Below are 25,032 nucleotides of genomic sequence, written 5' to 3'. Positions count from 1 at the left end.
TGTTCACTAGGGCAAAAACGCTGGGATCACTGATTCAGGTACCGCAGGAAGATGAAATGGCGTTAAAAGTGCTTCTGGATGGACTGTATCGCCTGACGGTTGAAGGTGATAACCAGCAGAAAGAGGCTGCGGTAGAGCTGCTCCCATATATCCATCAGGCGTGGATCCTGGCGCAGCGCTATGATGCGGTGGTAGCGAACCCGCCGTATATGGGTGGGAAAGGAATGAATGGCGAGCTGAAAGAGTTTGCTAAAAAACTATTCCCGGACAGCAAGTCGGATCTGTTTGCGATATTCATGCAGCATGCGTTTTCTTTACTTAAAGAAAACGGCTTTAACGCGCAAGTGAATATGCAGTCATGGATGTTCCTGTCGAGCTATGAAGCGCTTCGAGGATGGTTGCTGGATAATAAAACGATTATCACCATGGCACATTTAGGTGCACGGGCATTTGGGCAGATATCGGGAGAGGTAGTTCAGACAACTGCATGGGTGATTAATAATTGTTGGACCGATAGTTATCAACCTGTTTTTTTCCGTTTGGTTGAAGGTAATGAAGAGCAAAAACAAAGCGCTTTGCTGGCGCGGGAAAATTGTTTTGATAATTCTGAACAAAATGACCTCAAAAAGATCCCAGGCTTTCCAATTGCGTATTGGGCTAGTGATGCAACAAGAGCAGCCTTTTCCCATAACAATACATTATCAAGCCAAGTCCCTGTAAAAGTCGGGTTACAAACTGGGAGTAATGATAAATTTGTCAGAGAATGGCAGGAGATATCAATTGATAAATTTTCATTTTTTGATTCTTCAACTGAAAGCTTAAGGAAATGGTTTCCATATAATAAAGGTGGTGAGTTCAGGAAATGGTATGGTAATAATGAAAATGTAGTTAACTGGGAAAGTGATGGCTACGAAATAAGAAACTATTCAGATGAGAATGGCAAGCAAAGGTCTCGGCCACAGAACATTGCTTACTATAGAAAAAAATCAATAACTTGGTCTTTTATTAGTTCATCTTACTTTGGTGCTAGGTACTCCGATACCCATGCGATTTTCGATGTGGCTGGATCATCTGCATTTCCAAGAAAAGATTGCATTTTTAATTATACAGCATACATGTGTTCGAGTGTTGCTCATTACTTTATGAAATTAATGAATCCTACGTTAAATTTCCAGGTGGGTAATGTTTCTAATCTACCAGTTCCTTCTCAAATGAATGAATCATTTATTAATGACATTGCTAATGAATTAATTGAGTTGCATAAAAATGATTGGAATAGCTTCGAATCCGCATGGGAATTCAAAAGAAATCCATTATTAAATGAATGTGGGGGGATTTCAGAGGCGTACTCTCAATACGTTAGCAAATATCAATTAATAGTTAAAAGATGTCAAGAGCTTGAATGTGATAATAACATTTATTTTTCTTCTTTATTTAATATAAAACAAGAAATAGAGACTAGCATTCCAATTGAGGCTATCACGTTAAAGAATAACCCAGCGTATAGATATCCCGAAGAAAATGATGGTGCAAAACTTAAAGAACGTTATCAATCTGACATTTCTGTTGAACTCATTTCCTATACTATTGGTTGTCAGATGGGTCGCTACTCTCTCGATCGTGAAGGTCTGGTGTATGCCCACGAAGGTAACAAAGGTTTTGCCGAATTAGTCACCGAAGGTGTCTACCAAACCTTCCCTGCCGATGAAGACGGTATCCTGCCATTAATGGATTCCGACTGGTTCGACGACGATGTCACTGCCCGCGTGAAAGAATTCGTTCGCACCGTCTGGGGCGAAGAGCATCTGCAGGAAAACCTCAATTTCATCGCCGAAAGCCTCTGCTTGTACGCCATCAAACCGAAAAAAGGCGAGTCTTCGCTGGATACCATCCGTCGCTATCTTTCCACCCAGTTCTGGAAAGATCATATGAAGATGTACAAAAAGCGCCCAATTTACTGGCTATTCAGCTCAGGTAAAGAGAAGGCGTTTGAGTGCCTGGTGTATCTGCACCGTTATAATGAAGGCACGCTGTCACGTATGCGCACCGAATACGTGGTTCCGCTGCTTGCGCGATACCAAGGCAATATCGATCTGGTTAACGATCAGCTTAAGAATGCTGAATCCGGCGCTGCCACTACCCGTCTGAAAAAAGAGCTGGATGGGTTGAGCAAAAAATTCAATGAGCTGCGCAGTTTTGACGACCGCTTGCGTCACTATGCTGATAGACGTATCACTATTGATTTAGATGACGGCGTTAAGGTTAACTACGGCAAATTTGGCGATCTGCTGTCGGATGTAAAAGCGATCACTGGCAGCACCCCGCAGGAGGCATGATGAAAGTAACGGCAATCTATACCCTTGCAGTAGGTCCATTGGCCGACGTTCCAATATCATTGGCCAATGACTGGACCGACGAAACTGAGAATAACGTATTATTCACTGGTCCAAATGGCTGTGGAAAATCAACAGTTTTGCGTTCTGTTGCAATGTTATGGGAAGCATTTGGGTATTGGCTTGATCAGCGTAAATTGTTGCCAGCCAATAGCGAGGCTCGCAAATGGCTTGAACGCTGGGATGGTGTTGCCGTCGTTCTTGATGACCTGTCACTTTTAACGGATAAAAAGGTCGGCCTTTTTTTTGGCGATTTGGTTTGGATTGAGCATCTTAAATCTCGATATCAGGATATTGCCTGGATTGGTGAGACTCAGTCTCAGACAGGAACGTCAAGAAGGATTAGAAAGTTAGAACTCTCTTACGTTGAATATGACTGGTTCGAAAAATGGGCAACCTTACATAAACGAATGGTGCTGACGCACGATAACATCAATGCGCCAAATGTTATCTACCTGGATGCAGAAGAGCGCCGGTGGGTTGCGCCGAAACGAAAAGTCTCTGAACCGCTTCCAGATTTTTTATCTCTGCGTTGGATAACTCGTTATCAGCCAACAGACGACTGGCAAGGCCAGCTTGAATCATCACTGATTAACCTGAAAACCACACAATTACATAAATTTCATGAGGTTGTTAGAACACTGAATCAGTTCCTGTCTGGAAAAGAGATAGAACCTGACATTCGTCCTGGTGAGGGGCGTTTACGGGTAAAACTCAAAGATATTCGTGGAGGATTTCATTACCTGGACGAGTTGAGCGCGGGTGAACATCAAGTTCTGATCATTCTCTACATGCTTCAACGGTGGTTACAGCCAGGTGGCGTCGTACTCATTGATGAGCCTGACCTGCATCTTCATCCATCTTTGGTATCACCACTTCTAGCAGCGGTTGAAAATATCGTTAGAAATCAAAATGGTCAGTTAATTGTGACATCTCATGCGACCGAAGTGTGGGAGCGTTATGAGAACTTAGGTATCAGGGTTGATTTAGGTAGACTCAAGGACGATGCAAATGGCAAAGATTGATAGGCTGATTCAGCAAATCAAAGATCGAGATCTTGCTGCGTTTCCTGATAAACGAGTCTTGGTACTGGAAGGGGTCGACGATGTTGCAGCTTTTCAGCAACTTTTGACCAAACATAATCCTAGTTGGGAACATCAATGGGTATTGGTTAAAGCTGATAAAAAACAAAATGTCTTGGATATCCTTTCCTTAGAAAACACCTGGTATGGCCTTATCGATCGCGATGAATGGTCTGATGATAAAATTATGCAATTAGAGCATGAAAATCCTCGGCTTATGTTTCTACCTAGGTTTTGTATTGAGAGCTATTTGGTAAATCCTTCTGAAATCTGGCAGGCGTTACAGCCAAAACATCAGGCGCTTATTGAAGGGGGGGAACATGCCTTCACGAACCTGTTTGCGCTAGAAGTACAACGATGGTTCAATCATGCTGCAATTTGGTATGTAATTAACCCCCTCTGGGAAAGGCTTCGTGCGGCTGGGTTTAATTCAGCTTTACTTGATGTGAATACGGTACGACAAGATGCAGAGGTCGAGAGAATTTTAAGCTCATGGGGTACGTTAATTGATCCTGCTAACCTTACGCAGCAGATACGACAGCGTAAAGAACAGATCGAACGTGTTTCTCTGTCAGAACAACTTACTATCTGCATTCACGGCAAACTTTTCTTTGAAAAGTTTGTTGATCCACTCCTGACTAGTTTCTTGGGACAGCGTGGTAGGGAACAGCGTCAAAAGGATCTATTTAGGACGCTTCCGGTTCCTAATGATTTATCCCCGATTTGGGTGAGAATGGGATTATAAATTGCAAAGTAAAGAATTAGTTGCTGGACTTACTGACAAGTTCTTAAATCACCGCATAGTCTTCTGGCACGACCCAGAACAACGTTTTACTGATTCGCTCAATGAGCTGGATCTCGACAACGTTGCGCTGCTGGATATGCGCGGCGTTTCTGTGCTCGCAACAAAAAAACGACTCGAAATCGACGAGCCTGAGCAAAAATTTTTACTCTATTTCACCAGTGAGGTTCCCGCTCGTGAGCAGGACTGGTTGCTGGATATTCGCCTCTATAGCACCGAATTCCACGCTGATTATGCGGCGATCACCCTGAACTCTCTGGGTATCCCACAACTTGGTTTACGCGAACATATTCAGCTTCGCAAAGCCTTCTTTACCGTTAAACGAACTCAGATCCTGAAGGGATGGGTCACCGAGCGCGAAACGGAAAACTCTCTCGATAAGAAAATGCTGGCAGTGGTGGTCGGGGCCAGTACCTTTGAAACCAAAGAAATTTTGTTTGCTCTGATTCAGCAATTTGCCGCGGCTCGGCAGCAGGATGATAGCGCGCTGGAGAACACCTTCGCCGTACTGAAGAAACTTGGCCTGGATGAGGTGCTTTGGGAAATTCTTCGCCTTGAGCTAGGGTACCAGTTTGAAACTCCGTCACTGGAAAACCTGCTGCTGAAACTGTTCTGTACCGATCTCTGGGCGCAGGGTGATGAAGCGCATCGTGACTGGTTAAGTAAAAATGTACTGGCTACCGCTGCTGGCCGAGCATCTTCTCTGGCCTTTATGGGAGCGTGGCGCAACGATCGTCGCTATAAAGCAGAATACGATTATTGTGCAGAGGATTTGCAACAAACACTGCAGCCAAAAGAGCACTACAACCACAGCTCACCATACGTACTGGCAAAATGCGAAACGTTCGAGGCCATTGAACAAATTATTATTCGTGGTCTGGTGACTCAGTTACAGGAAGAGAGCACCACTCTTGATAGAGATGCGTTTAAAGCGTTGGTTTCAGAGCGCAGTGCTAAATACTGGAGCCAGACACGTCCAGAGTATCTTTCTATCTGGAATGCTATTCGTCAGGCGGAACGTTTGCTGAATTTGCGTAACCGCTACACTGACGGGTTTAATTTCCCCGATACAGGCGCGTTCTGGAAGGCCTACTGCGACGAAATTTATCGCTTCGATCAGACCTATCGGTTGTTTAATGAATATGCCGCGCCGGTGCACAGCAAAGGGGCGATGATCCTGCATGAACTGGATAAATTCATCGAAGAGTTATACAGCAATTGGTACCTGGCTGAACTAAGTCGTGGCTGGAACAAACTACTGGAAGCAGAAAAACGTATGCAGACCTGGCAGTTTAGCGGAATACCCCTGCAGCGCAATTTCTATAAAGAGAATGTTAAACGTCAGTTTGACACCTCTCAGGTGAAACGCGTTTTTGTCGTGATCTCGGATGCACTGCGCTATGAAGTGGCGGAAGAGCTGGGCAGGCATATTAACCATGAGAAGCACTTCAGCGCAGAGCTGCGCTCCCAGACCGGAGTGCTCCCAAGCTATACCCAACTGGGTATGGCTGCACTGTTACCTCATGAGTCGTTGAGCTATCTTCCTGATAATTCTGGTGTAGTCTACGCCGATGGGATGTCCACTTCCGGGTTTGAAAAACGAGCCGCTATTCTTGCGAAGGTGAAAGGTGTAGCGCTGAAAGCAAAGGACTTGCAGAACGCCAATAATCAGGAAGTGAACGAACAAATCCGCAACGCTTCCGTGGTTTACATCTGGCACGACACTATAGATGCGATGGGTGATAAGGCGGCAACCGAAGATAAAACATTCGAGGCTTGCCGAAGCGCTATTACCGAGCTAAAAGATCTGGTCTCACGCTTACGTAGCCGATTTAATGCCAGCCGAATTTTTGTTACCGCCGATCACGGGTTCCTGTTCCAACAACAAGCGCTGGTGGAGCAGGATAAAACGAAGCTGGAAAGTAAAGCTAAAGACACGATTGAAGCGAATAAGCGTTTTATTGTAGGTCATCAACTGCCTGAAAGTGAATTTTGCTGGCACGGTAAACTGGCAGATACTGCAGGCGCAAGCGATGAGAGTGAATTCCTGTTGCCTAAAGGGGTACAGCGTTTCCACTTCGTAGGTGGTGCTCGTTTCGTTCATGGCGGAGCCATGCTGCAGGAGGTGTGTGTTCCTGTGTTGAAGATTCGCGCGCTTGAAAAGAAAGCGGCTGAGAAGCAACCCCAGCGGCAGCCCGTGTCCGTTGTTGCGCGGGATCAGGTGATCAAACTGGTTAACAGCATTGATAAAGTTGGTTTTATTCAGACTTCGGCAGTGAATGATTTAAATGAACCGCGCACGCTGAATATCTTTATCGTCGATGAAAACAACCAAGTCGTCTCCGGCACGGAAACAGTATGCTTCGACAGTGATAACGAAGATATGGGTAAACGCACCCGCGATGTAACCATGAAACTCATGGGGACGGCATTCAATCGTAAAAACAAGTATGTTCTTATCCTAGAGAATGCAGACAGCGCAACAGAGTATGGTCGCTACCCGATCACGATCGACCTGGCATTTCAGGATGACTTCTTTTAAGCGAGGCGTTATGCAACAGCAGGATAACTCAGCCAGTAACATGGAAACGGCCTCTGTGTTGGCTCAGGACCTGGATTCATTGTTGAATCAGCACTTTCGCGGTCGCGTGGTGCGTAAGGATCTGACTAAGCAACTTAAAGAAGGGGCTAATGTTCCGGTTTACGTACTGGAATATCTACTCGGTATGTACTGTGCCTCCGATGATGATGAGGTTGTCGAGCAGGGGCTGCAGTCGGTTAAGCGTATTCTTTCTGATAACTACGTCCGCCCGGATGAAGCAGAAAAAGTGAAATCACTGATTCGCGAGCGTGGTTCTTACAAAATTATCGATAAGGTCACGGTAAAGCTAAACCAGAAGAAAGACGTTTACGAAGCCCAGCTTTCTAACCTCGGTATTAAAGATGCCCTGGTGCCGTCTCAGATGGTGAAAGACAATGAGAAACTGTTGACGGGTGGTATCTGGTGCATGATCACCGTGAACTACTTTTATGAAGAAGGGCAAAAAACGTCTCCTTTCTCGCTGTTCACACTGAAGCCGATCCAGATGCCAAATATGGATATGGACGAGGTATTTGAGGCCCGCAAGCAGTTTGATCGTGACCAGTGGATTGACGTGCTGTTACGTTCTGTCGGGATGGAGCCTGCGAATATTGAACAGCGTACCAAGTGGCATCTGATTACTCGCATGATTCCCTTTGTGGAAAACAACTATAACGTCTGTGAGCTTGGACCACGTGGTACCGGTAAGAGCCATGTTTATAAAGAATGCTCCCCTAACTCTCTGCTGGTATCTGGCGGGCAAACCACGGTAGCGAACTTGTTTTACAACATGGCCAGCCGGCAGATTGGTCTTGTGGGTATGTGGGACGTCGTCGCGTTTGATGAAGTGGCAGGGATCACCTTCAAAGACAAAGATGGCGTGCAGATCATGAAGGACTACATGGCGTCAGGTTCGTTCTCTCGTGGTCGTGATTCCATCGAAGGTAAAGCCTCCATGGTGTTTGTCGGCAACATTAACCAGAGCGTGGACACGCTGGTCAAAACCAGTCATCTGCTTGCACCGTTTCCGGATGCGATGATTGATACTGCATTTTTTGACCGCTTCCATGCTTATATTCCTGGTTGGGAAATTCCAAAGATGCGTCCGGAGTTTTTCACCAATCGCTATGGTTTGATTACGGATTACCTCGCTGAATACATGCGCGAGATGCGTAAACGTAGCTTCTCCGATGCAATTGATAAATTCTTCAAGCTGGGAAATAACCTCAATCAGCGTGACGTGATTGCCGTACGTCGCACTGTATCCGGTCTGTTGAAGCTAATGCACCCGGATGGCGCTTACGACAAAGAAGATGTCCGGGTTTGCCTGACTTATGCACTGGAGGTCCGTCGTCGCGTTAAAGAGCAGCTTAAGAAACTCGGTGGCCTGGAGTTCTTTGATGTGAACTTCAGTTATATCGATAACGAGAGCCTGGAAGAGTTCTTCGTGAGCGTACCGGAGCAGGGGGGTAGTGAATTGATTCCCGCCGGTATGCCGAAACCTGGCGTAGTGCATCTGGTCACTCAGGCTGATTCAGGCATGACGGGCCTCTATCGTTTTGAAACGCAGATGACTGCCGGTAATGGCAAACATGCGGTATCAGGTTTAGGGTCGAATACAGCAGCGAAAGAAGCGATCCGCGTGGGTTTTGACTACTTCAAAGGTAACTTAGGTCGTATCAGTGCTGCGGCTAAATTCTCTGAACATGAATATCATCTTCATGTGGTGGAGCTGCACAGCACAGGACCGAGTACAACCACCAGTCTGGCCGCGTTAATCGCGTTTTGTTCCATATTGCTGGCAAAACCGGTTCAGGAACAAATGGTCGTATTGGGCGGCATGACATTGGGCGGCGTGACGAATCCCGTTCAGGATTTAGCTGCATGTCTGCAGGTAGCATTCGATAGCGGTGCTAAAAAGGTACTGCTCCCTATGGCGTCTGCTATGGATATTCCTACCGTACCGACTGAGTTATTTACCAAGTTCCAGGTAAGCTTTTATGCTGACCCTGTGGATGCGGTGTACAAGGCATTAGGTGTGAATTAAATGATATTATTACCAGTACTGTGTTCACTGCGTTACTGGTAATTTCATTTATTCCAAATATTCTTTTGAAATTTAAATTATGTGTTTTCATAAATTATTTGATCCCGGTTTTATGAAATAAAAATACAGGAATACAAACGGGATACAGTTTTCAAGAATCGGAATGGATTTGAGGTAATTTAGCATCTCGACTGGCGCAGTGCCGTGAGAAGCCTTACTCTGGAATGCGTTTCGGACCTGGAAAATAATCACGCAACTTTGTGATCTTCCACGCAGTATTCAATTTTATGTCCCATTCTGGGGGCAAACCCCCAAAATAAAATCTCACAACCCATTAATTTTCAATGAATTAAAAGAAAAGGCGAGTCCGGCCTTCGCACCCAATCGGCAACCAATTCACCTGAAGGCATCTTTTTGTGCCGGAAATTCAGTATCTGTTTAAACACTTCGTGTAACGAATGTGAGTATTGTATTCCCATTAACTATGCTAAGTCAGCTGCAAATTTTTTCGGATAAAAATCTTTCCCTTGTCGATTGCATTGGCGTACGATAAATAAACAATGCCGCTGCAATTCAGAGGGATTTTGAATGCCTGTAAACGAGAGGATTAACGCGACATCCGGGACGCGTATCAAACCCGGCGGAACGAGGCTTATAACCACTGGTGAGATTGGGTTAGCAAGAAAGCTATACGGCTACGGTCTCCGGTACAATACAGTGTGGATTCATCGGGAAAGTTATTTGCCATTCAATCTACAGTCTACTGATATTGCTATGAGCCCTAATGGCGAAATATGGTTTAGGGAAGACACCTACTCCCATGATTTTTCAATGGAAGTTGATGTGCAGAAAAAACATAGATTCATGCATGAGTTAATGCATGTATGGCAAGCGCAGCACGGAATGTTTGTCAGAACCAGAGGGTTTTTCTCCCGATTTGCTGATTACAGTTATAGTTTAGACAAGGAAAACATACGACATTATAGCTTAGAACAGCAGGCTTCATTAGTTAGTGATTACTGGTTGTTGCAAGCTTACGGTTTTAAAAATTATCTGTATCTGCCTGCATTACGAGATTATGATCATAAAGAATCTGATTATACATTGCTTCAAAAATATAAATTAGTTATGAAGGGATTTCCACAATGAAGAGATTCGCTATCTTACCTTTAACTTTTCTTATTTCCGGTTGTCCTGGTGGTAATCATGCGCCACACCCAAGAGATACCATTATTAATGGAGAGCATCTTTGCTTTAGTTTGGATAAAAGGGATGTATTGAATTACTACACTATTGATTCAGGCGAAAACGGTAAGACGCAAACGGTAATGAGTTCTGGTTATGACAAGTTAATGTCATCATATCCTGACAATTGCATCGATATTGAATGGAAGAAGAATCATACTTATGTCATTAACTACGGTTTAAATAATAAAAAATATGTTCATGAATTCTTTATTGATAGTACCGGGACGTTGACAAAATAGGGGGGGGCGATTCCGTGCCATATAGTCGCGTGCCTTACCTCACCTCCTAAATACCTCTCTCCTGTGCCACTCCACAAATCCCTCTTTCGGGTAACAGTCCTTCCCCTGAGGCAATCCAATTTGCTTACCATCAAAATCCCAGAACAGCTTTCCGACAATTCCACCGCCGTTAACCGCTGGAGAAATCTGTACCCGCATATGCTCATCCAGGCCAATCGAGCCTTTATCAAACGCTTTGTGGTGAATGGCGCATAGCGCCAGGCCGTTGGGAATTTCACATGGGCCGCCGTGCTGCTTCCATTTGATATGCGCAGCCTCCAGCGCGACGGAGGTGTTGTCATGGCGCATATTAAAGCCGCAGATAGCGCATTCATAGTTATAAGCGCGTAGCACCTGCTGGCGGAACAGCGGGTCGCGTTCTTTGCGAATTTGCTGGATATCAAACCCCATCTCATCGGCGATCTCTTCCTGAATACTCTCCGGGAAATGGGCCTGCAGGATCTGATGCGCCAGGGTGTTAATCAGCCTCTTATTCTTGCTCAGCAGCGCGAAGTGTTCTTCGTCAAAGCCGCCCGCGACGTGATAGGTTTCCAGTTCTTTAGAGGGAGGCTGTCTGCTGCCTTCAGTTGAGCATTGCTCAGCGTTGCGTAATTCCCAGAAGCCGTCGCCTTTTAGACGCCAGAAAGGCATATCGGGGCGGTATTGCGCGCGCTGTGGACCAAAACGCTCCAGCAGGCTATGTAACTCATCACGAACCTCTGAGGCGTAATCGAACATCCGCGTATGTCCGTGCTGGTAATGCGATAGCACGTGCAACAACAGCAGAGGTTTATGCGGCGCACGCTGTTCGCCTTTGCGCCAGATAGTGATATTGGCGATCGCTTGTTGCAGAGTTTTACTGGAAGGCATCGCGTTACGTTTTTTGCTAAATAATTGCGATGATGCTCGCAAAACTGCTGCCGATCAAGCCACCGGGATTCGATATCCAACCCAGGTCTCTTTTCAACTATCACCATGATTTATCTATTCGAAATTTATTCCGCTTTCTATCTATAATGAAGTCACTCATCATCAAATAGCTCAGCCATATGAAACGGTTGCCAGATCATCTATCGCGAGAATGCATCATCGAAGCCATCTGCGCGTACGACGAGGGTATAGCGCATCAGTTTAAAGATGCGCGTTTGTATGAAGTCGAATTCGAAGGACGTCGTTATCCCTCTAAAGCTATCGTTGGGATAGCGGCCACCATGGCGACGAAAACGGAGTTCACGCCGGCGGATTTCAGCGGTGGGATCAAATCCAAATGCGTCCGTCTGTTGCTGGAACAAGGATTCAAGATCGTTCAGGAGCGAGTAGATGATGCCGGCATTACCCTTTTTCCCGACGAGCTACAGACGAAAAGCGAGTTTGTGGAAGGGGCTGCGGTTCAGGTTATGGTTAACCGCTATGAGCGCGATCGCCAGGCCCGCGAGGCCGCGTTGCGCTATCACGGTACCCGGTGTCAGGTGTGCGGCCTTGATATGGCTAAGCGCTACGGTGATATCGGCCAGGGCTTTATCCATATTCATCATCTGGTGCCGCTATCGGAGATTAAACAGGACTATCGTCTGGATCCGAAAACTGACCTGATCCCTGTTTGCCCCAACTGTCACGCGATGCTGCATCGGCGAAACCCGCCATATACGCCGAAAGAGCTTAAAGCGCAGATGCTGGCAGAGTGAGGTAGCGACTGAATGGCGTTGTTATACAGAGAGACCACTATCTATTTTTTGATGAGATTTTTTTTTCTGCAGTTGGTTAGCCTTCCAGGCCAGGAATGGTGAGTATGTACCCCAGGTAATAGCCAGCACTACAACAGTACCCAGACCTCCAGAGATGAGGTATTTCTGAGGGCCGCATAAGGTGGTGACGAACATAACCACAACCAGGGCAACGGTAACCCAAAATGCCACCCGGAATCGGCGGGATAGCACTGAAATCAGTTCATTCAAATTTCCTTCTGCTGCTGCAAGCCTGCGATGCAGACTCTCGACATCGCTCTCAGTGAATCCGGCATCGAATAGATCTCTTTCTTTGATGGTCATTATAATTGCCCTTTTTTGTATAATAAATATGAGCCTATTATTCCCCTACGATTGCATATAAAAGTTACTGTTAACTAATCTGCTAATAGTTCTGTGTTGTGGTTGATTAATAATTTATATAAAATGATCCGTTAATTATCATCTTTGATAGCTTGTTTTTGATAAGAGCAAGAAAAAAGAAAGCATGAAATCATAACTATTAATCAGTTAGTATGGTGTTTTACCACAATGGTCTCTCGGAAGTGAAAATTATCTTATTCGCCGTCGCATTAATTGCCAGCATAAATCTCATCCCAGATGCTTGGGTTGGTGACACGTTTATGACTCACATATCCATTTCTGGCGATGGGGAAGAGGCTATGAATGATTACGAATTTACGTTATTAATGATTAAGTTTGGGATATCCACCGGGCTTGCTCTTTTAGTTGTAGAGGGCTATCGACGGCTTAGGCGTTGATAGCATTTGCTTAACCAAGATTCAACTCACCAACCCTACACCTCATAACCCCGGTACAGCCAATACCCGCCAACCAGCACCACAACATTCAGTACGATGCTAATAATGAAATACGTTCTGAATGGCTGCTTCTGGGTTTTGTGGCGAAAACACTGCTGCCCGGCAATCGCGCCGGGCCATCCGCCAAGCAGGCCGAACGTCAGCAGGGCGGATTCCGGTATCCGGCTCCAGGCTTTACGGGCGGCTAATTTATCGATGCCGTAGATAAGCCAGGTTAGCACGTTCGCCAGCAGGAACCACATGGCGATGGAATAGGGCAGCAACAGGCTGCCGACGGCGGCGATGGCCAGCAGGAAGTAACAAAAATAACCGAGCTTCATACAATATCAACAGCGCTTAGCGGTGGTAGGGAGGGCAACTATATCTGGTTTGCTGGCTGGCGGTAAGACGCCGATTGTTAATCGCGACAGGTCGACACCTTTACCCCTTGCTCCTTATTGGCAACCCATTTCCCGCGCCAACCTGCCCGGCTGCGTTTTTAAGGTTGCGGCAACGGCCGCCGGCAATGCCGACCACAGCGTCAAATGCGGACTGGTGCGGCGCTCGATCTCTTCCACCGTCACCTGATAGTCGCAAAAATTAGCATCGCGCGGCGTCGCCTGGTCCAGCACAAATGCCGCGTACTGGCCGCTCTGCGGGCCGCTATCGAGGAAAATAATCTTCCAGTAGCCGCTGGGGATCTCCACGCCCGGCGCGGCGGGCAGCGTGGCAATATGCCGTTCGAACAGCGGCCCGGTGACCGCATAAACCGCCGTCACCTCCGGGCGCTCGGCTAACGCGCGCTCCGCGTCTTCCAGCCGCGCCCACGCCCCCTGATTCAGCGCCGCTTCCTGCGGAGTGATATTCGACAGATAGTTCAGCGCAGGCCAGTCCGCCGCGCCACCGAGGCTCGCCAGCGGCGCCTGATGGCCGCGATCGACCGCCAGTAAGGTGTTGGCCCGGCGATAGTCGGCGGGCGCCAGCGTATCGGCGGCAGGCAAATCGGGGTCCTGCTTCCACACTCTCGCCCGGTTGCTGGCCTCGCTGGCGCGGGTGATTTTATACGCTACCCAGTTGGCCAGTTTACGACTGGGGTTATTGTTCAGCGTGTAGGCCGCGCGGAAAAGCGTTTGTTGGCTGCCGCCGGTCGGGCAGCCAACTTCACAATTATCCACCTTTGCTGTCGAGGCATGGCAGGGGGATATCGTGCTCAGGGTGGAAAGTAATAACAGCAAAAATAAACAGGGTGGAAAAGGATTCAGGTTCATCGATAGCGCTCATTAATTTAAGGCCCACCTTTTCTCCGCGTGATAAATACGCAGCCTGGGTGAGCAGGAAAATCAATGAAGCTAAAGGGGATAACGAGGAGTGAAGGTCGATTGGCGCAGAGGATGAGATAATATGAGAGCGGGTGAGGGTTAAATGAGGTAATTGCTTGTGGGTCTAATAATAAAAAGGCCCGCCGGTGAAATACCAACGGGCCTGCCTTTATTTATTCTCCGCGCTTGCCCCGATGCCGATACAGCCACATCAGCTTATATGCCGCCGGAATGATGAACAGCGACAGCAGCGGCGCGGTGATCATCCCGCCAATCATCGGCGCGGCGATACGGCTCATCACTTCTGACCCGGCGCCGGTGCCCCATAAAATCGGCAGCAGGCCGGCGATAATCACCGCCACGGTCATCGCCTTTGGCCGCACGCGCAGCACCGCGCCCTGGTACAGCGCCTCGTCGAGCTTATCGGCGCTGAAGGTCTGCGGATTCTCCAGCGATGGCTCCGCCTCGATGGCATGGCGCAGGTACATCAGCATCACCACGCCAAATTCTGCCGCCACCCCGGCGAGGGCGATAAAGCCGGTACCGGTGGCCACCGACAGATGGAACCCCATCCAGTAGAGGAACCAGATCCCGCCGACGAGGGCGAACGGCACGCTGGTGATAATCAGCAACGCCTCGCCGAAGCGGCGGAACGCCAGGTACAGCAGCACGAAGATAATCATTAGCGTCATCGGCACCATCAGCTTCAGCTTCTGATTAGCACGCTCGAGCAGCTCAAACTGCCCGGAGTAGGAGACGCTGATGCCCGGCTTCAGCTTCACCTCTTTGCCGATGGCCTGCTGCAGATCGCGCACCACCGACACCATGTCGCGGTCGCGGGCGTCGATGTAGATCCAACTGGTCGGGCGGGCGTTCTCGGTCTTCAGCATCGATGGCCCGGTAACGACCTTAACCTCAGCGACGTCGCCGAGCACGATCTGCTGCTTCAGCGGCGTGAGGATCGGCAGCTGGCGCAGGGTCTCCGGGCTGTCGCGATAGCTCTGCGGGTAGCGGATATTGATCGGATAGCGTTCAACACCCTCTACCGTTTCGCCAACCATCGCGCCGCCGATGGCAGACGAGACGAACAGCTGCACGTCGCCGACGGTCATGCCGTAACGGGCCGCCTTCTCACGATGAATATCAATGTTGAGGTAGCGCCCGCCGACCAGCCGCTCGGCTAATGCCGAAGTGACTCCCGGCACGGTGCGCGCCACTACTTCAATTTGTTCGGCGATGGCGTCGATATCGGCCAGATTAGTGCCGGAAACTTTAATGCCGATCGGGCTCTTGATGCCGGTGGAGAGCATGTCGATGCGGTTGCGGATCGGCGGCACCCACAGGTTCGCCAGCCCCGGCAGACGCACGGTTTTATCCAGCTCTTCGACGATCTTCTCCATGGTCATCCCCGGTCGCCACTGATCCTGCGGCTTGAGCTGAATCGTGGTCTCTACCATCTCCAGCGGCGCCGAGTCGGTGGCGGTTTCGGCCTTGCCGGTTTTGCCGAACACCCGCGCCACTTCCGGCACCGTCATAATTAGCTTATCGGTTTTCTGCAGCATATCCGCCGCCTGCGCAGCGGAGATCCCCGGCAGCGTTGACGGCATATACAGCAGATCGCCTTCGTTAATCTGCGGCAGAAACTCGCCGCCGACCCGGTTAAGGGGCCAAATCACCGTCAGGATCGACAGGAGCGCAATCAGCAGGGTAGTCTTCGGCCAGTGCAGCACCTTCAGCAGCAGCGGGTGATAAATGCGGATTAAAAAGCGGTTCAGCGGGTTGCTGTTCTCCGCTGGGATCTTGCCGCGGATCCAGAAGCCCATCAGGATCGGGATCACCACGATCGCCAGCAGCGCCGCCCCAGCCATCGACCAGGTTTTGGTGAAGGCCAGCGGGCCGAACAGTTTGCCCTCCTGGCCTTCGAGGGTGAAAATCGGGATAAACGACAGGGTAATGATCAGCAGGCTGATAAACAGCGCGGGGCCGACCTCTACCGACGCATCGGTAATGATTTTCCAGCGGATGTCGTTGCTTAGTTTCTCTCCCGGGTGCTGGTGCTCCCACTCCTCCAGCCGCTTATGGGCGTTCTCAATCATCACGATGGCGGCATCGACCATCGCCCCCACCGCAATGGCGATCCCGCCCAGCGACATGATGTTGGCGTTGAGCCCCTGGAAATGCATCATGATAAAGGCGAAGCACAGACCGAGCGGCAGCGAAATAATCGCCACCAGCGCCGAGCGCACGTGCCACAGGAACAGGGCGCAGACCAGCGCGACAACGATAAATTCTTCCAGCAGCTTGTAGCTGAGGTTGTCGATGGCGCGGTCGATAAGCTGGCTGCGGTCGTAGGTGGTAACCACTTCAACCCCATCCGGCAGGCTGCTTTGCAGCGACGCCAGCTTCTCTTTGACCGCCGAGATCACCTCGCGGGCGTTCTTCCCGGAGCGCAGGATCACCACGCCGCCGGCCACTTCGCCTTCGCCGTTAAGCTCGGCGATACCGCGGCGCATCTCCGGGCCAATCTGCACCCGCGCGACGTCGCCGAGATAGACCGGCACGCCGTTATCAGCAGTCTTCAGTACGATATTTTTGAAGTCGTCGAGCGTCTGCAGGTAGCCGCTGGCGCGCACCATATATTCCGCTTCCGCCAGTTCGACGGAAGAGCCGCCTGCCTCCTGGTTAGAGGCGTCCAGCGCCGATTTCACCTCGCCGAGGCTGATGCCGTACTGGGTCAGCTTCATCGGGTCGACGAGAATCTGATACTCCTTGACCACGCCGCCTACCGAAGCCACTTCCGAGACGTTAGGAATGGTTTTCAGCTCATATTTTAAGAACCAGTCTTGCAACGAGCGCAGTTCGGCGAGGTCGTGTTTGCCGCTGCGGTCGACCAGCGCGTACTCGAAGACCCAGCCAACCCCGGTGGCGTCAGGGCCCATTTCGGCGCTGACCCCGGCGGGCAGTTTGCCCTGCACCTGGTTGAGATACTCCAGCACCCGCGAGCGCGCCCAGTAAGGATCGGTTCCATCTTCAAAAATCACGTACACGTAGGAGTCGCCAAACTGCGAGAAGCCGCGCACCGTTTTGGCGCCGGGGACTGACAGCATGGTGGTGGTCAGCGGCCAGGTGACTTGGTTTTCGACGATCTGCGGCGCCTGTCCCGGGTAGCTGGTTTTGACGATTACCTGTACGTCGGAGAGGTCCGGCAGGGCGTCTACCGGGGTGTGGACGATGGTCCAGGTCCCCCAGATGCTGAGAAACAGCGCCGCCATCATCACCAGGAAGCGGTTGGCCACCGAGCGGCGGATAATCCATTCAATCATTGTTCCGTTCCTCAGTGCGCGTGGGCGGCAGGAGCCGTGACATCAGGAGCCTGCGCGCGCATGCGCTCCAGTGCACCGGAGATATTGGCTTCCGAGTCGATCAGGAACAGGCCGCTGGCGACGACTTTTTCGCCCTCCTGCAGACCGCTGCGAATGGCCGTAACGCCGGCGGATTCATGGAATACCTGTACGAGCTTCGGCACGAAGCGGCCCTCGTTATCCACGGTAATCACTCGCTGCTCGCTGCCGCTGTCGATCAACGCTTTTGATGGGATCAGCAGCATCGGCGCGCTTTCGCTGGTCAGTTTCAGATAGGCGTTCATCCCCGGCTTCAGTGCTTCATCCGGGTTGTTGACCTGCAGGCGCAGCTGCAGGGTACGGGTGGCGCTATCGACGCTGGGGAGAATGGTCCATTTGTTGATGCTGAAGGTTTTGCCCGGCCAGGCGGGAACCTGAATGGCGAACTGCGAGGCGTCTTTAATTAGCCAGGCGATGGATTCCGGCACCGCCACGCTGACCCACACCGGGTCCATGCCCTGAATTTTCGCCACCACATTATCTTTGGCGATATTCATTCCGGCACGCAGATCGAAGGCGGTAATAACGCCATCGATCGGCGCTTTGAGGGTAAAGCGGGTCTGGATTTTACGTGTGGTTTTCAGGCGGCGGATATCGTCATCCGGCATGCCGGCGAGGCGTAGGCGTTCGAGGATCCCCTCAACCTGCGTGGCGGTGCCACCGGTCTCCTGCAACAACAGATATTCGCTCTGCGCTTCCACCCAGTCCGGGATGGTCAGCTCGAGTAACGGCGTGCCTTGCTTGACTTTGTCGCCGACGGTCAGCGGATAGACTTTATTGATAAAGCCCGCCGCCCGCGCCTGCATAATCACGTACTGATACTCGTTATAGCTGATGTTGGCCGGGAAGGTCTGGGCGTAGCGCAACGGCCCGCGGCTGACCGCGGCGGTTTTTACGCCGAGATTCTGGGTCTGCGTCGGGTCGATACGCACCCCCGGCGCACCGGCGGCGGCACTCTCCTCATCAGCGTATTTCGGCACCAGATCCATATCCATAAACGGCGATTTACCCGGTTTATCAAAGCGAGTATTCGGGTACATCGGGTCGTACCAGAACAGCACTTTGCGCTGCTGCTCGATCGCGGATGCGCTAGTCAGGGGAGGCGTCAGTCGGGTATACAGCGCCGCGGTAAGCGCGCCGCCAATTACCATGCTGCCGAGGATCAGCGCCGTATTTTTCAGTGTCAGGGATGCCATGTGTCGTCCATTCAGTTGTTGAGGAGCCTACCGTCGCCGGGCCGTTATTGGGCGCGGATATCCTGTAACAGCGACAGATTGCCCTGCTGAACGAAGGTGAAATCCACGCTGTCGCCGTTCTTCACATTGTTGAGCTGCGTCTGCGGGGTGATGGTGAAGCGCATGGTCATCGGCGGCCAGTTCACCGCCGGGATGGCGTCGTGGGCGATGGTGATTTTTTTACTATCCATGTCAATGGCTTTAATGACGCCTTTGCCAGTGATGCTTTGCGTCTGCGTGGCTGCGGGCTGTTCGTGCATTGCCATACCGGCGTGCGGGTCGGCGGCCTGGGCCGCGAACACTGCGCCAGAGAACAGGGTGAACAGGGCGATTTTAGACAGTGAATTCATAATCAAGACTCCTCGGGTTATTCCATCCAGCCGCCGCCGAGAGCGGTGAACAAGGTGATTTCATTAGCCTGACGGGAATAGTTGAGTTCCAGCAGGGTTTGTCGGGTGGTGAAAATGTCGCGCTGGGCGCTCAGGACTTCGATGTAGCTGACCGCGCCGTGACGATAGAGCGCAGTCGCGCGCTGCAGTGTGATATTTAGTGAAGCGAGATAGCGTTCCTGGGCGGCAATCTGAGCGGCCAGGCTTTGGCGCAGGGCCAGCGCGTCGGCCACCTCTTTAAAGGCGGACTGTATTTTTTGCTCATAGTTGACCACCTGCTGCTGCTGGCGGATCTCCGCCAGATCGAGGTTGGCCTGATTACGCCCGGCGTTGAAAATCGGCAGTTCGATTTTGGGGATGAAGTTCCACATCGCGCTGCCGGCGTTAAACAGGCTGGAGAGCTCGCTGCTGCTGCCGGAGAGAGAGCTGGTTAGGGTAATCGACGGGAAGAAGGCCGCCCGCGCGGCGCCGATATTGGCGTTGGCTGCCAACAGGCTGTGTTCGGCCTCTAAAATATCCGGCCGCTGCAGCAGGATCTCTGAAGAGAGCGACGGCGGCAGGGTTACGCCTTTCAGGTCCACCGCGCTGCTGGCGCTATCGTCCGGCAGCCGTTGATAGCTGCCGAGCAGTAGCTGCAGGGCGTTATTAGCCTGCGCCAGTTGGCCCTGCCGTTTGGCGATATCGGCGCGGGTGCTTTCGATCATGCCGCGCGCCTGTTCCAGCGCCAGAACGGTGGTGCTGCCGGTCAGCAGCTGTTTTTCGACGAAGGCGTAAGACTGCTGATAGTTCTGTAAGGTGTCGTTCGCCACCTGCAACTGCGCCGCCGCCAGCCGCTGGTTGAAGTAGCTTTGTGAAACGTTAGCAATCAACAGGATATGCACCGCGCGCCGCGCCTCTTCGCTGGCGAAGAAGTTCTGTCGGTCGGCCTCGCTAAGGTTTTTCAACCGGCCAAAGAAGTCGAGGTCGTAGCTGAGACTCAAGCCAGCGGCATAATCGCTGCTGGTGGTGGTGTTGCCTTTGAGCTTGCCGCCATAGGTGGTGCTGCCGTCGCCGTTAAGCTGCGGGTAGCGGTCGGCGTCGGTGACCCGGTACTGGGCGCGGGCCTCCTGCACTTTCAGCGTCGCCATCCGTAGATCGCGGTTGTTGGTCAGCGCGATACTAATCAGGCTTTTCACCTGCGGGTCGACGAAAAAGGTGCGCCAGCCGGTTTCCTGGTAGCCCGCCGTCGCGGTAACCAGTTTGTTCTGGCTGAGAGAGAACTGCTGCGGCACCGGCGCTGCGGGGCGCTGGTAGTCCGGAGCAAGTGACAGACAGCCTGTTAAGGCGAATATCACGCTGAGAGAAAGAAGCTGAATTGGGCGCATGGCGACAGACGGTTTTCGGCGATTTATCAATGGCGGATACTTTACGCAGCGGGCTCTGTTCAACGCGTGACAGGAAAATGACAAAGCTGTCATTTTCCTGATATTTCATTGCTATCCGGAGGGGCTCCTCTAAAATTGAATACCCGCACAGAGCGCGCGTGAAGGAGCCAGCCGTGAAGATTTTGATTGTCGAAGATGAGAAGAAAACCGGGGAGTACCTGACCAAAGGGCTTACCGAAGCCGGATTCGTCGTCGACCTGGCCGACAACGGCCTTAACGGTTATCACCTGGCGATGACCAGCGATTACGATCTGCTGATCCTCGATATCATGCTGCCGGACGTCAACGGCTGGGATATCGTGCGCATGCTGCGCGCCGCCAATAAAGGGATGCCGATCCTGCTGCTCACCGCGCTTGGCACTATCGAGCATCGGGTGAAGGGGCTGGAGCTGGGCGCCGACGACTATCTGGTGAAGCCCTTTGCTTTTGCGGAACTGCTGGCGCGGGTACGTACTCTGCTGCGTCGCGGGGCGGCGGTAATAGTAGAAAGCCAGTTTCAGGCGGCCGATCTCAGCGTTGATTTGGTCAGCCGCAAGGTGATGCGCGGCGCGACTCGTATCACCCTGACCAGTAAAGAATTCACTCTGCTGGAGTTCTTCTTGCGCCATCAGGGCGAGGTGCTACCCCGCTCGCTGATCGCGTCGCAGGTGTGGGATATGAATTTCGACAGCGACACTAACGCCATCGACGTGGCGGTGAAGCGGCTGCGTGCCAAAATCGATAACGACTTCGAACCGAAGCTTATCCAGACCGTGCGCGGCGTCGGCTATATGCTTGAGGTGCCGGATGGCCGCTAAGCGCCCCTTTTCGTTGGCTACCCGGCTGACCTTCTTTATCAGCCTCGCCACCATCATTGCATTCTTTGCCTTCACCTGGATCATGATCCATTCGGTGAAGGCTCACTTTGAAGAGCGCGACGTTCACGACCTCAAGCAGCTCAGTACCACGCTTGAGACGGTGCTCAACCATGCCGACTATCCGCAGGAGCGGCGGCTGGAGATCTTAAAAAACGTGATTGGCGGCTACGCTAACGTCTTTATCTGTCTGGATGATGCCGAGGGCAATATTCTGTTTCAGTCGCCAGACGGCCCGGAACTCAGCCATATTATGAGCACGCCGGGTCTGGCGATGAAGTTGCGCGACGGTAATGTGATTTCATGGACCGACCCGCAGCCGCGGGAAATGGTTCATGATAATCATCAAATGGAGACCCGCTCCTGGCGGCTAATCATGTTGCCGCTGGGCAAGCAGGCGGACGGTAAACCGGCCTGGCATCTGCTGATGGCTTTATCGATCGACTTTCACCTGCACTATATTAATGAGCTCAAAGCAAAGCTGATTTCCGCGGCGTCGATAATCAGCCTGCTGATCATCGCCATCGTGCTGTTTGTGGTCTATCAGGGGCATAAGCCGATTCGCCAGATCAGCCGCCAGATCCAGAATATTACCTCCCGGGATCTCGATGTACGCCTTGACCCACAGGCGGTACCCATCGAGCTGGAGCGGCTGGCGCTGTCGTTTAACCATATGCTGGAGCGGATAGAGGATGTCTTTACCCGGCAGTCTAATTTCTCCGCCGATATCGCCCATGAAATCCGTACGCCGATTACCAACCTGGTGACGCAAACCGAAATCGCCTTAAGCCAGAGCCGCAGCCAGCAGGAGCTGGAAGAGGTGCTCTATTCCAACCTCGAAGAGTTTTCACGCATGTCGCGGATGGTCAGCGATATGTTGTTCCTCGCCCAGGCGGATAATAACCAGCTGATCCCTGAACAGCGGGCGCTGGATCTGGCCGAGGAAGTGAATAAGGTGTTTGAGTTCTTTGAAGCGTGGGCGGAAGAGAAAGAGGTGGCGCTGCGTTTTGTCGGTAGCCACTGCCGGGTGATTGGCGACCCGCTGATGCTGCGGCGGGCAATCAGCAACCTGCTGTCGAACGCGATCCGCTATACCCCTGCCGGCCAGGCGGTGACCATTCAGTTGAGCGAAAGCGCCGAGAAGATTCGCCTGGTGGTGGAGAACCCCGGCGCGCCGATTGCCGCTGAACATTTGCCGCGCCTGTTTGACCGTTTCTATCGCGTCGACCCCTCGCGCCAGCGCAAAGGCGAGGGCAGCGGCATAGGTCTGGCGATTGTAAAATCGATTGTCAGCGCCCATCACGGCAGCGTGGCGGTGAAGTCCGATCAACGATCTACGCGTTTTATTGTGGTATTACCAAAATATGCGCAATAACGACCTCATCTGACGGCTTCGTCATAATGCGGTCACGCTGGCGACAGAGCCATTATTTTATCCTTCCTGTTGATGACTCACTATTTGTTAATCTTCAGGGAGTAATAGAATGAACACAGTACGCACTATCGTGGCTATCAGCGTTATTTTTGCAGCAAGTGTGGCGAATGCTGCGGAAATGACCCATCACAACGCGGCGTTGGCGCATGAGATGATGAATAACGGGCAGTCGCCGGCCCATCAGCAGATGGCGCAGGGGCATCTTGCGCAGGTGGGCGACAATCCGGCCTCCCCGAAACAGCCGCGTTCTTTTTCACAAATGAATGAACATGAACAGGCTGCGGTATTTCATGAATCGCTGAATAATGGCCAGGCGTTTGCCCATCAGGCGGAAGCAAAAGCGCATCGCCAACAAATTCCAGCTCTCTAATCAGTGGTGGAGGTGATGGGGGCGAGTTGTCTGGATAATGTCTGAGAGATAGCGGGCAGCGCCAGGCGGCTGCCCGCAGTATTGCCGTTCTCTTACTCTTCGAAGTACCAGTAGCCCTGATTAATCAGGCGCGTCAGTTCGCTAACGAATGCCGGATTTTTCAGGCCGCTGCCGAGCTCTTCTTGACCTAATGAGGTATAGCGGCACAATGCATCCAGCGCTCCGGCATCGGTGGTATCCAGCTGTTCGCTATGTACGAAGAAGCTGTCGCCGATATGCAGAACGCGCAGGCCGCTCAGGCGAGAAAGCTTTTCGCCGCCCAGCAGCGCATCGACCACTTCCGCTTCTTCATATGCCGGTTCCGCCGGAGCAATGTCCAGCTCGTGACGCGGCGTGGTGACGAAACTGCCGAACCACTGCTTGAAGTCTTCGGGTTGGCAAATCATGTCGATCATCATGTTGCGCAGACGTTCGAGTTCATACTCTTCAACCCGGCCCGGATGCTCGCGGCAGGTGAGATCAGGATCGCTGTAGTGTTCGCCGCCGAGGTCGTTTTCCAGCACATAGTCGGCGAAGCTGCTGATCAGGTCGCGGCCGTTTGGCCCGCGGAAGCCGACGGAGTAGTTCAGTGCCGTTTCGTGGGTCACGCCGTCGTGCGGGAATCCCGGTGGAATATAGAGGATGTCGCCCGGCTCCAGATCTTCATCAATGATCGGTGGGAACGGATCGACGTGCAGCAGTGCCGGATGCGGACAGAACTGACGCATCGGCAGCTTATCGCCCACGCGCCAGCGGCGGCTGCCCATGCCCTGAATAATAAAGACGTCATACTGATCGATATGCGGGCCCACACCGCCGCCGGGGACGGAGAAGGAGATCATCAGATCGTCTAAACGCCAGTCAGGCAGCACGCGGAACGGGCGCACCAGTTCCGCGGCCGGCATATGCCAGTGGTTTACCGCCTGGGCCAGCAATGACCAGCCGCTTTCGCCCAGCCCGTCGAAATGTTCAAATGGACCGTTACTGGCCTGCCATTTACCGTTAACCAGGCTGACCAGCCGGCTATCGACTTCCGGCTCCATGGCTAACCCGGCCAGTTCGTCTGGCGTAATGGGGTCGATGAAGTTCGGAAACGCCTTCTTTAATACGACCGGCTGCTTTTGCCAGTACTTCTCTAAAAACTCGGGCCAGTTAATGTTGAGTTGATAAGCCATAGATTATTACCAATAGGAAGAAACGGCTCTGATTATAGAAAGGAGAGGAAGTTGAGCGCTTTGTCATGGGTCAAGAGTGGTGCTTAATTCACCATTGGCGCGATAGCGGCGGTGGGTGAACGAGAAAAATCGCGTTTTCGCAAAAAAGTAGTTTCGGTAGAGAATGCGCTGCAGGCCGCATGAATACTGGGTTTTATCGGTTCTGTCTTAACGAGGATAAACGTGAAAAGTTTAATTAATGAGCGCTTGATAAGTTTTTTGTATTTTAAGGCTTGCTATATCTCAGCAGCTCCCTATAATGCGCACCCACTGACACGGCAGATGTGAATCACTTCACACAAACAGCCGGTTCGGTTGAAGAGAAAAATTCTGAAATTCAGGGTTGACTCTGAAAGAGGAAAGCGTAATATACGCC

20 protein-coding genes are annotated in these 25,032 nt (G+C 51.5%); 11 read left to right on the top strand and 9 right to left on the bottom strand.

Going from position 1 to position 25,032, the window contains the following annotated elements; translation table 11 throughout:
* The 7 genes from pglX to PGR23_RS24130 form a co-directional block, all read left to right on the top strand.
* The coding region (gene pglX, locus PGR23_RS24160) for a BREX-1 system adenine-specific DNA-methyltransferase PglX (RefSeq protein ID WP_430915664.1) at positions 1–2,336 on the top strand (2,336 nt) is incomplete at its 5' end.
* Entirely contained in the window at positions 2,333–3,418 is a 1,086-nt protein-coding gene (locus PGR23_RS24155; protein WP_430915663.1) for an ATP-binding protein, read from the top strand. The genes pglX and PGR23_RS24155, both read left to right, overlap by 4 nt.
* Positions 3,405–4,220, top strand: coding sequence for a hypothetical protein (locus PGR23_RS24150; protein WP_430915662.1), 816 nt, complete (start codon positions 3,405–3,407; stop codon positions 4,218–4,220). The genes PGR23_RS24155 and PGR23_RS24150 overlap by 14 nt, the downstream gene beginning before the upstream one ends.
* 1 nt (position 4,221) lies before the next feature.
* Complete coding sequence (gene pglZ, locus PGR23_RS24145; protein WP_430915661.1) at positions 4,222–6,819, top strand: BREX-1 system phosphatase PglZ type A; 2,598 nt, start codon at positions 4,222–4,224, stop codon at positions 6,817–6,819.
* Between the two features lie 10 nt (positions 6,820–6,829).
* The gene (gene brxL, locus PGR23_RS24140) at positions 6,830–8,905 is read left to right on the top strand and encodes a protease Lon-related BREX system protein BrxL (RefSeq protein ID WP_079814453.1); all 2,076 of its coding nucleotides are present in this window, start codon (positions 6,830–6,832) and stop codon (positions 8,903–8,905) included.
* Positions 8,906–9,493: 588 nt separating this feature from the next.
* A complete protein-coding gene (locus tag PGR23_RS24135; protein WP_396279978.1) occupies positions 9,494–10,054 on the top strand; it encodes a type IV secretion protein Rhs in 561 nt (186 codons plus the stop codon).
* Positions 10,051–10,392, top strand: a complete 342-nt coding sequence (locus tag PGR23_RS24130) for a putative T6SS immunity periplasmic lipoprotein (protein WP_396279977.1) — start codon at positions 10,051–10,053, stop codon at positions 10,390–10,392. Before PGR23_RS24135 ends, PGR23_RS24130 begins: the two co-directional genes overlap by 4 nt.
* 39 nt (positions 10,393–10,431) lie before the next feature.
* Here PGR23_RS24130 and PGR23_RS24125 read toward each other — a convergent pair whose 3' ends face one another.
* On the bottom strand, positions 10,432–11,301 hold the full coding sequence (locus tag PGR23_RS24125; RefSeq protein WP_032715520.1) for a phosphorothioated DNA-binding restriction endonuclease: 870 nt from the start codon (positions 11,299–11,301) through the stop codon (positions 10,432–10,434).
* Positions 11,302–11,480: 179 nt separating this feature from the next.
* Between PGR23_RS24125 and PGR23_RS24120 the strand changes: the two genes are divergently transcribed.
* Positions 11,481–12,116: an HNH endonuclease gene (locus tag PGR23_RS24120; protein WP_396279976.1), complete on the top strand. Its 636-nt coding sequence runs from the start codon at positions 11,481–11,483 to the stop codon at positions 12,114–12,116.
* A 21-nt stretch (positions 12,117–12,137) separates the two neighbouring features.
* On the opposite strand, the gene PGR23_RS24115 is transcribed toward PGR23_RS24120, so the two are convergent.
* The 7 genes from PGR23_RS24115 to PGR23_RS24085 all read right to left on the bottom strand — a co-directional run bounded on the left by PGR23_RS24115 (position 12,138) and on the right by PGR23_RS24085 (position 20,684).
* Entirely contained in the window at positions 12,138–12,479 is a 342-nt protein-coding gene (locus PGR23_RS24115; RefSeq protein ID WP_396279975.1) for a hypothetical protein, read from the bottom strand.
* Positions 12,480–12,972: 493 nt separating this feature from the next.
* A complete protein-coding gene (locus PGR23_RS24110; protein ID WP_396279974.1) occupies positions 12,973–13,317 on the bottom strand; it encodes a DUF1294 domain-containing protein in 345 nt (114 codons plus the stop codon).
* A gap of 114 nt (positions 13,318–13,431) precedes the next feature.
* Positions 13,432–14,151, bottom strand: coding sequence for a DNA/RNA non-specific endonuclease (locus tag PGR23_RS24105; protein WP_396279973.1), 720 nt, complete (start codon positions 14,149–14,151; stop codon positions 13,432–13,434).
* A gap of 317 nt (positions 14,152–14,468) precedes the next feature.
* Positions 14,469–17,618 (bottom strand): CusA/CzcA family heavy metal efflux RND transporter, encoded by a 3,150-nt coding sequence (locus PGR23_RS24100; protein WP_396279972.1) that lies wholly within the window; start codon positions 17,616–17,618, stop codon positions 14,469–14,471.
* Between the two features lie 11 nt (positions 17,619–17,629).
* Entirely contained in the window at positions 17,630–18,892 is a 1,263-nt protein-coding gene (locus tag PGR23_RS24095) for an efflux RND transporter periplasmic adaptor subunit (RefSeq protein WP_396279971.1), read from the bottom strand.
* Positions 18,893–18,936: 44 nt separating this feature from the next.
* Positions 18,937–19,281 (bottom strand): cation efflux system protein CusF, encoded by a 345-nt coding sequence (gene cusF, locus PGR23_RS24090; protein ID WP_047078543.1) that lies wholly within the window; start codon positions 19,279–19,281, stop codon positions 18,937–18,939.
* 17 nt (positions 19,282–19,298) lie between these two features.
* The gene (locus tag PGR23_RS24085) at positions 19,299–20,684 is read right to left on the bottom strand and encodes an efflux transporter outer membrane subunit (RefSeq protein ID WP_396279970.1); all 1,386 of its coding nucleotides are present in this window, start codon (positions 20,682–20,684) and stop codon (positions 19,299–19,301) included.
* 173 nt (positions 20,685–20,857) lie between these two features.
* On the opposite strand from PGR23_RS24085, the gene cusR reads away from it, so the two are divergent.
* The 3 genes from cusR (at position 20,858) to PGR23_RS24070 (ending at position 23,403) form a co-directional block, all read left to right on the top strand.
* A complete protein-coding gene (cusR, locus tag PGR23_RS24080) occupies positions 20,858–21,541 on the top strand; it encodes a copper response regulator transcription factor CusR (RefSeq protein ID WP_047046104.1) in 684 nt (227 codons plus the stop codon).
* Complete coding sequence (locus PGR23_RS24075; RefSeq protein WP_348876815.1) at positions 21,531–22,973, top strand: Cu(+)/Ag(+) sensor histidine kinase; 1,443 nt, start codon at positions 21,531–21,533, stop codon at positions 22,971–22,973. The genes cusR and PGR23_RS24075 overlap by 11 nt, the downstream gene beginning before the upstream one ends.
* 109 nt (positions 22,974–23,082) lie before the next feature.
* On the top strand, positions 23,083–23,403 hold the full coding sequence (locus tag PGR23_RS24070; protein ID WP_045378631.1) for a hypothetical protein: 321 nt from the start codon (positions 23,083–23,085) through the stop codon (positions 23,401–23,403).
* A gap of 92 nt (positions 23,404–23,495) precedes the next feature.
* On the opposite strand, the gene PGR23_RS24065 is transcribed toward PGR23_RS24070, so the two are convergent.
* Entirely contained in the window at positions 23,496–24,617 is a 1,122-nt protein-coding gene (locus PGR23_RS24065; protein WP_320483165.1) for a cupin domain-containing protein, read from the bottom strand.
* Positions 24,618–25,032 lie beyond the last annotated feature (415 nt).

The sequence above is a fragment of the Klebsiella sp. 141162 genome (assembly GCF_050600755.1).
GTDB lineage: Bacteria > Pseudomonadota > Gammaproteobacteria > Enterobacterales > Enterobacteriaceae > Klebsiella > Klebsiella aerogenes.
The sequence above is the reverse complement of the archived record's forward strand: the minus strand, read 5'-3'. Positions and strand labels throughout refer to the sequence as shown.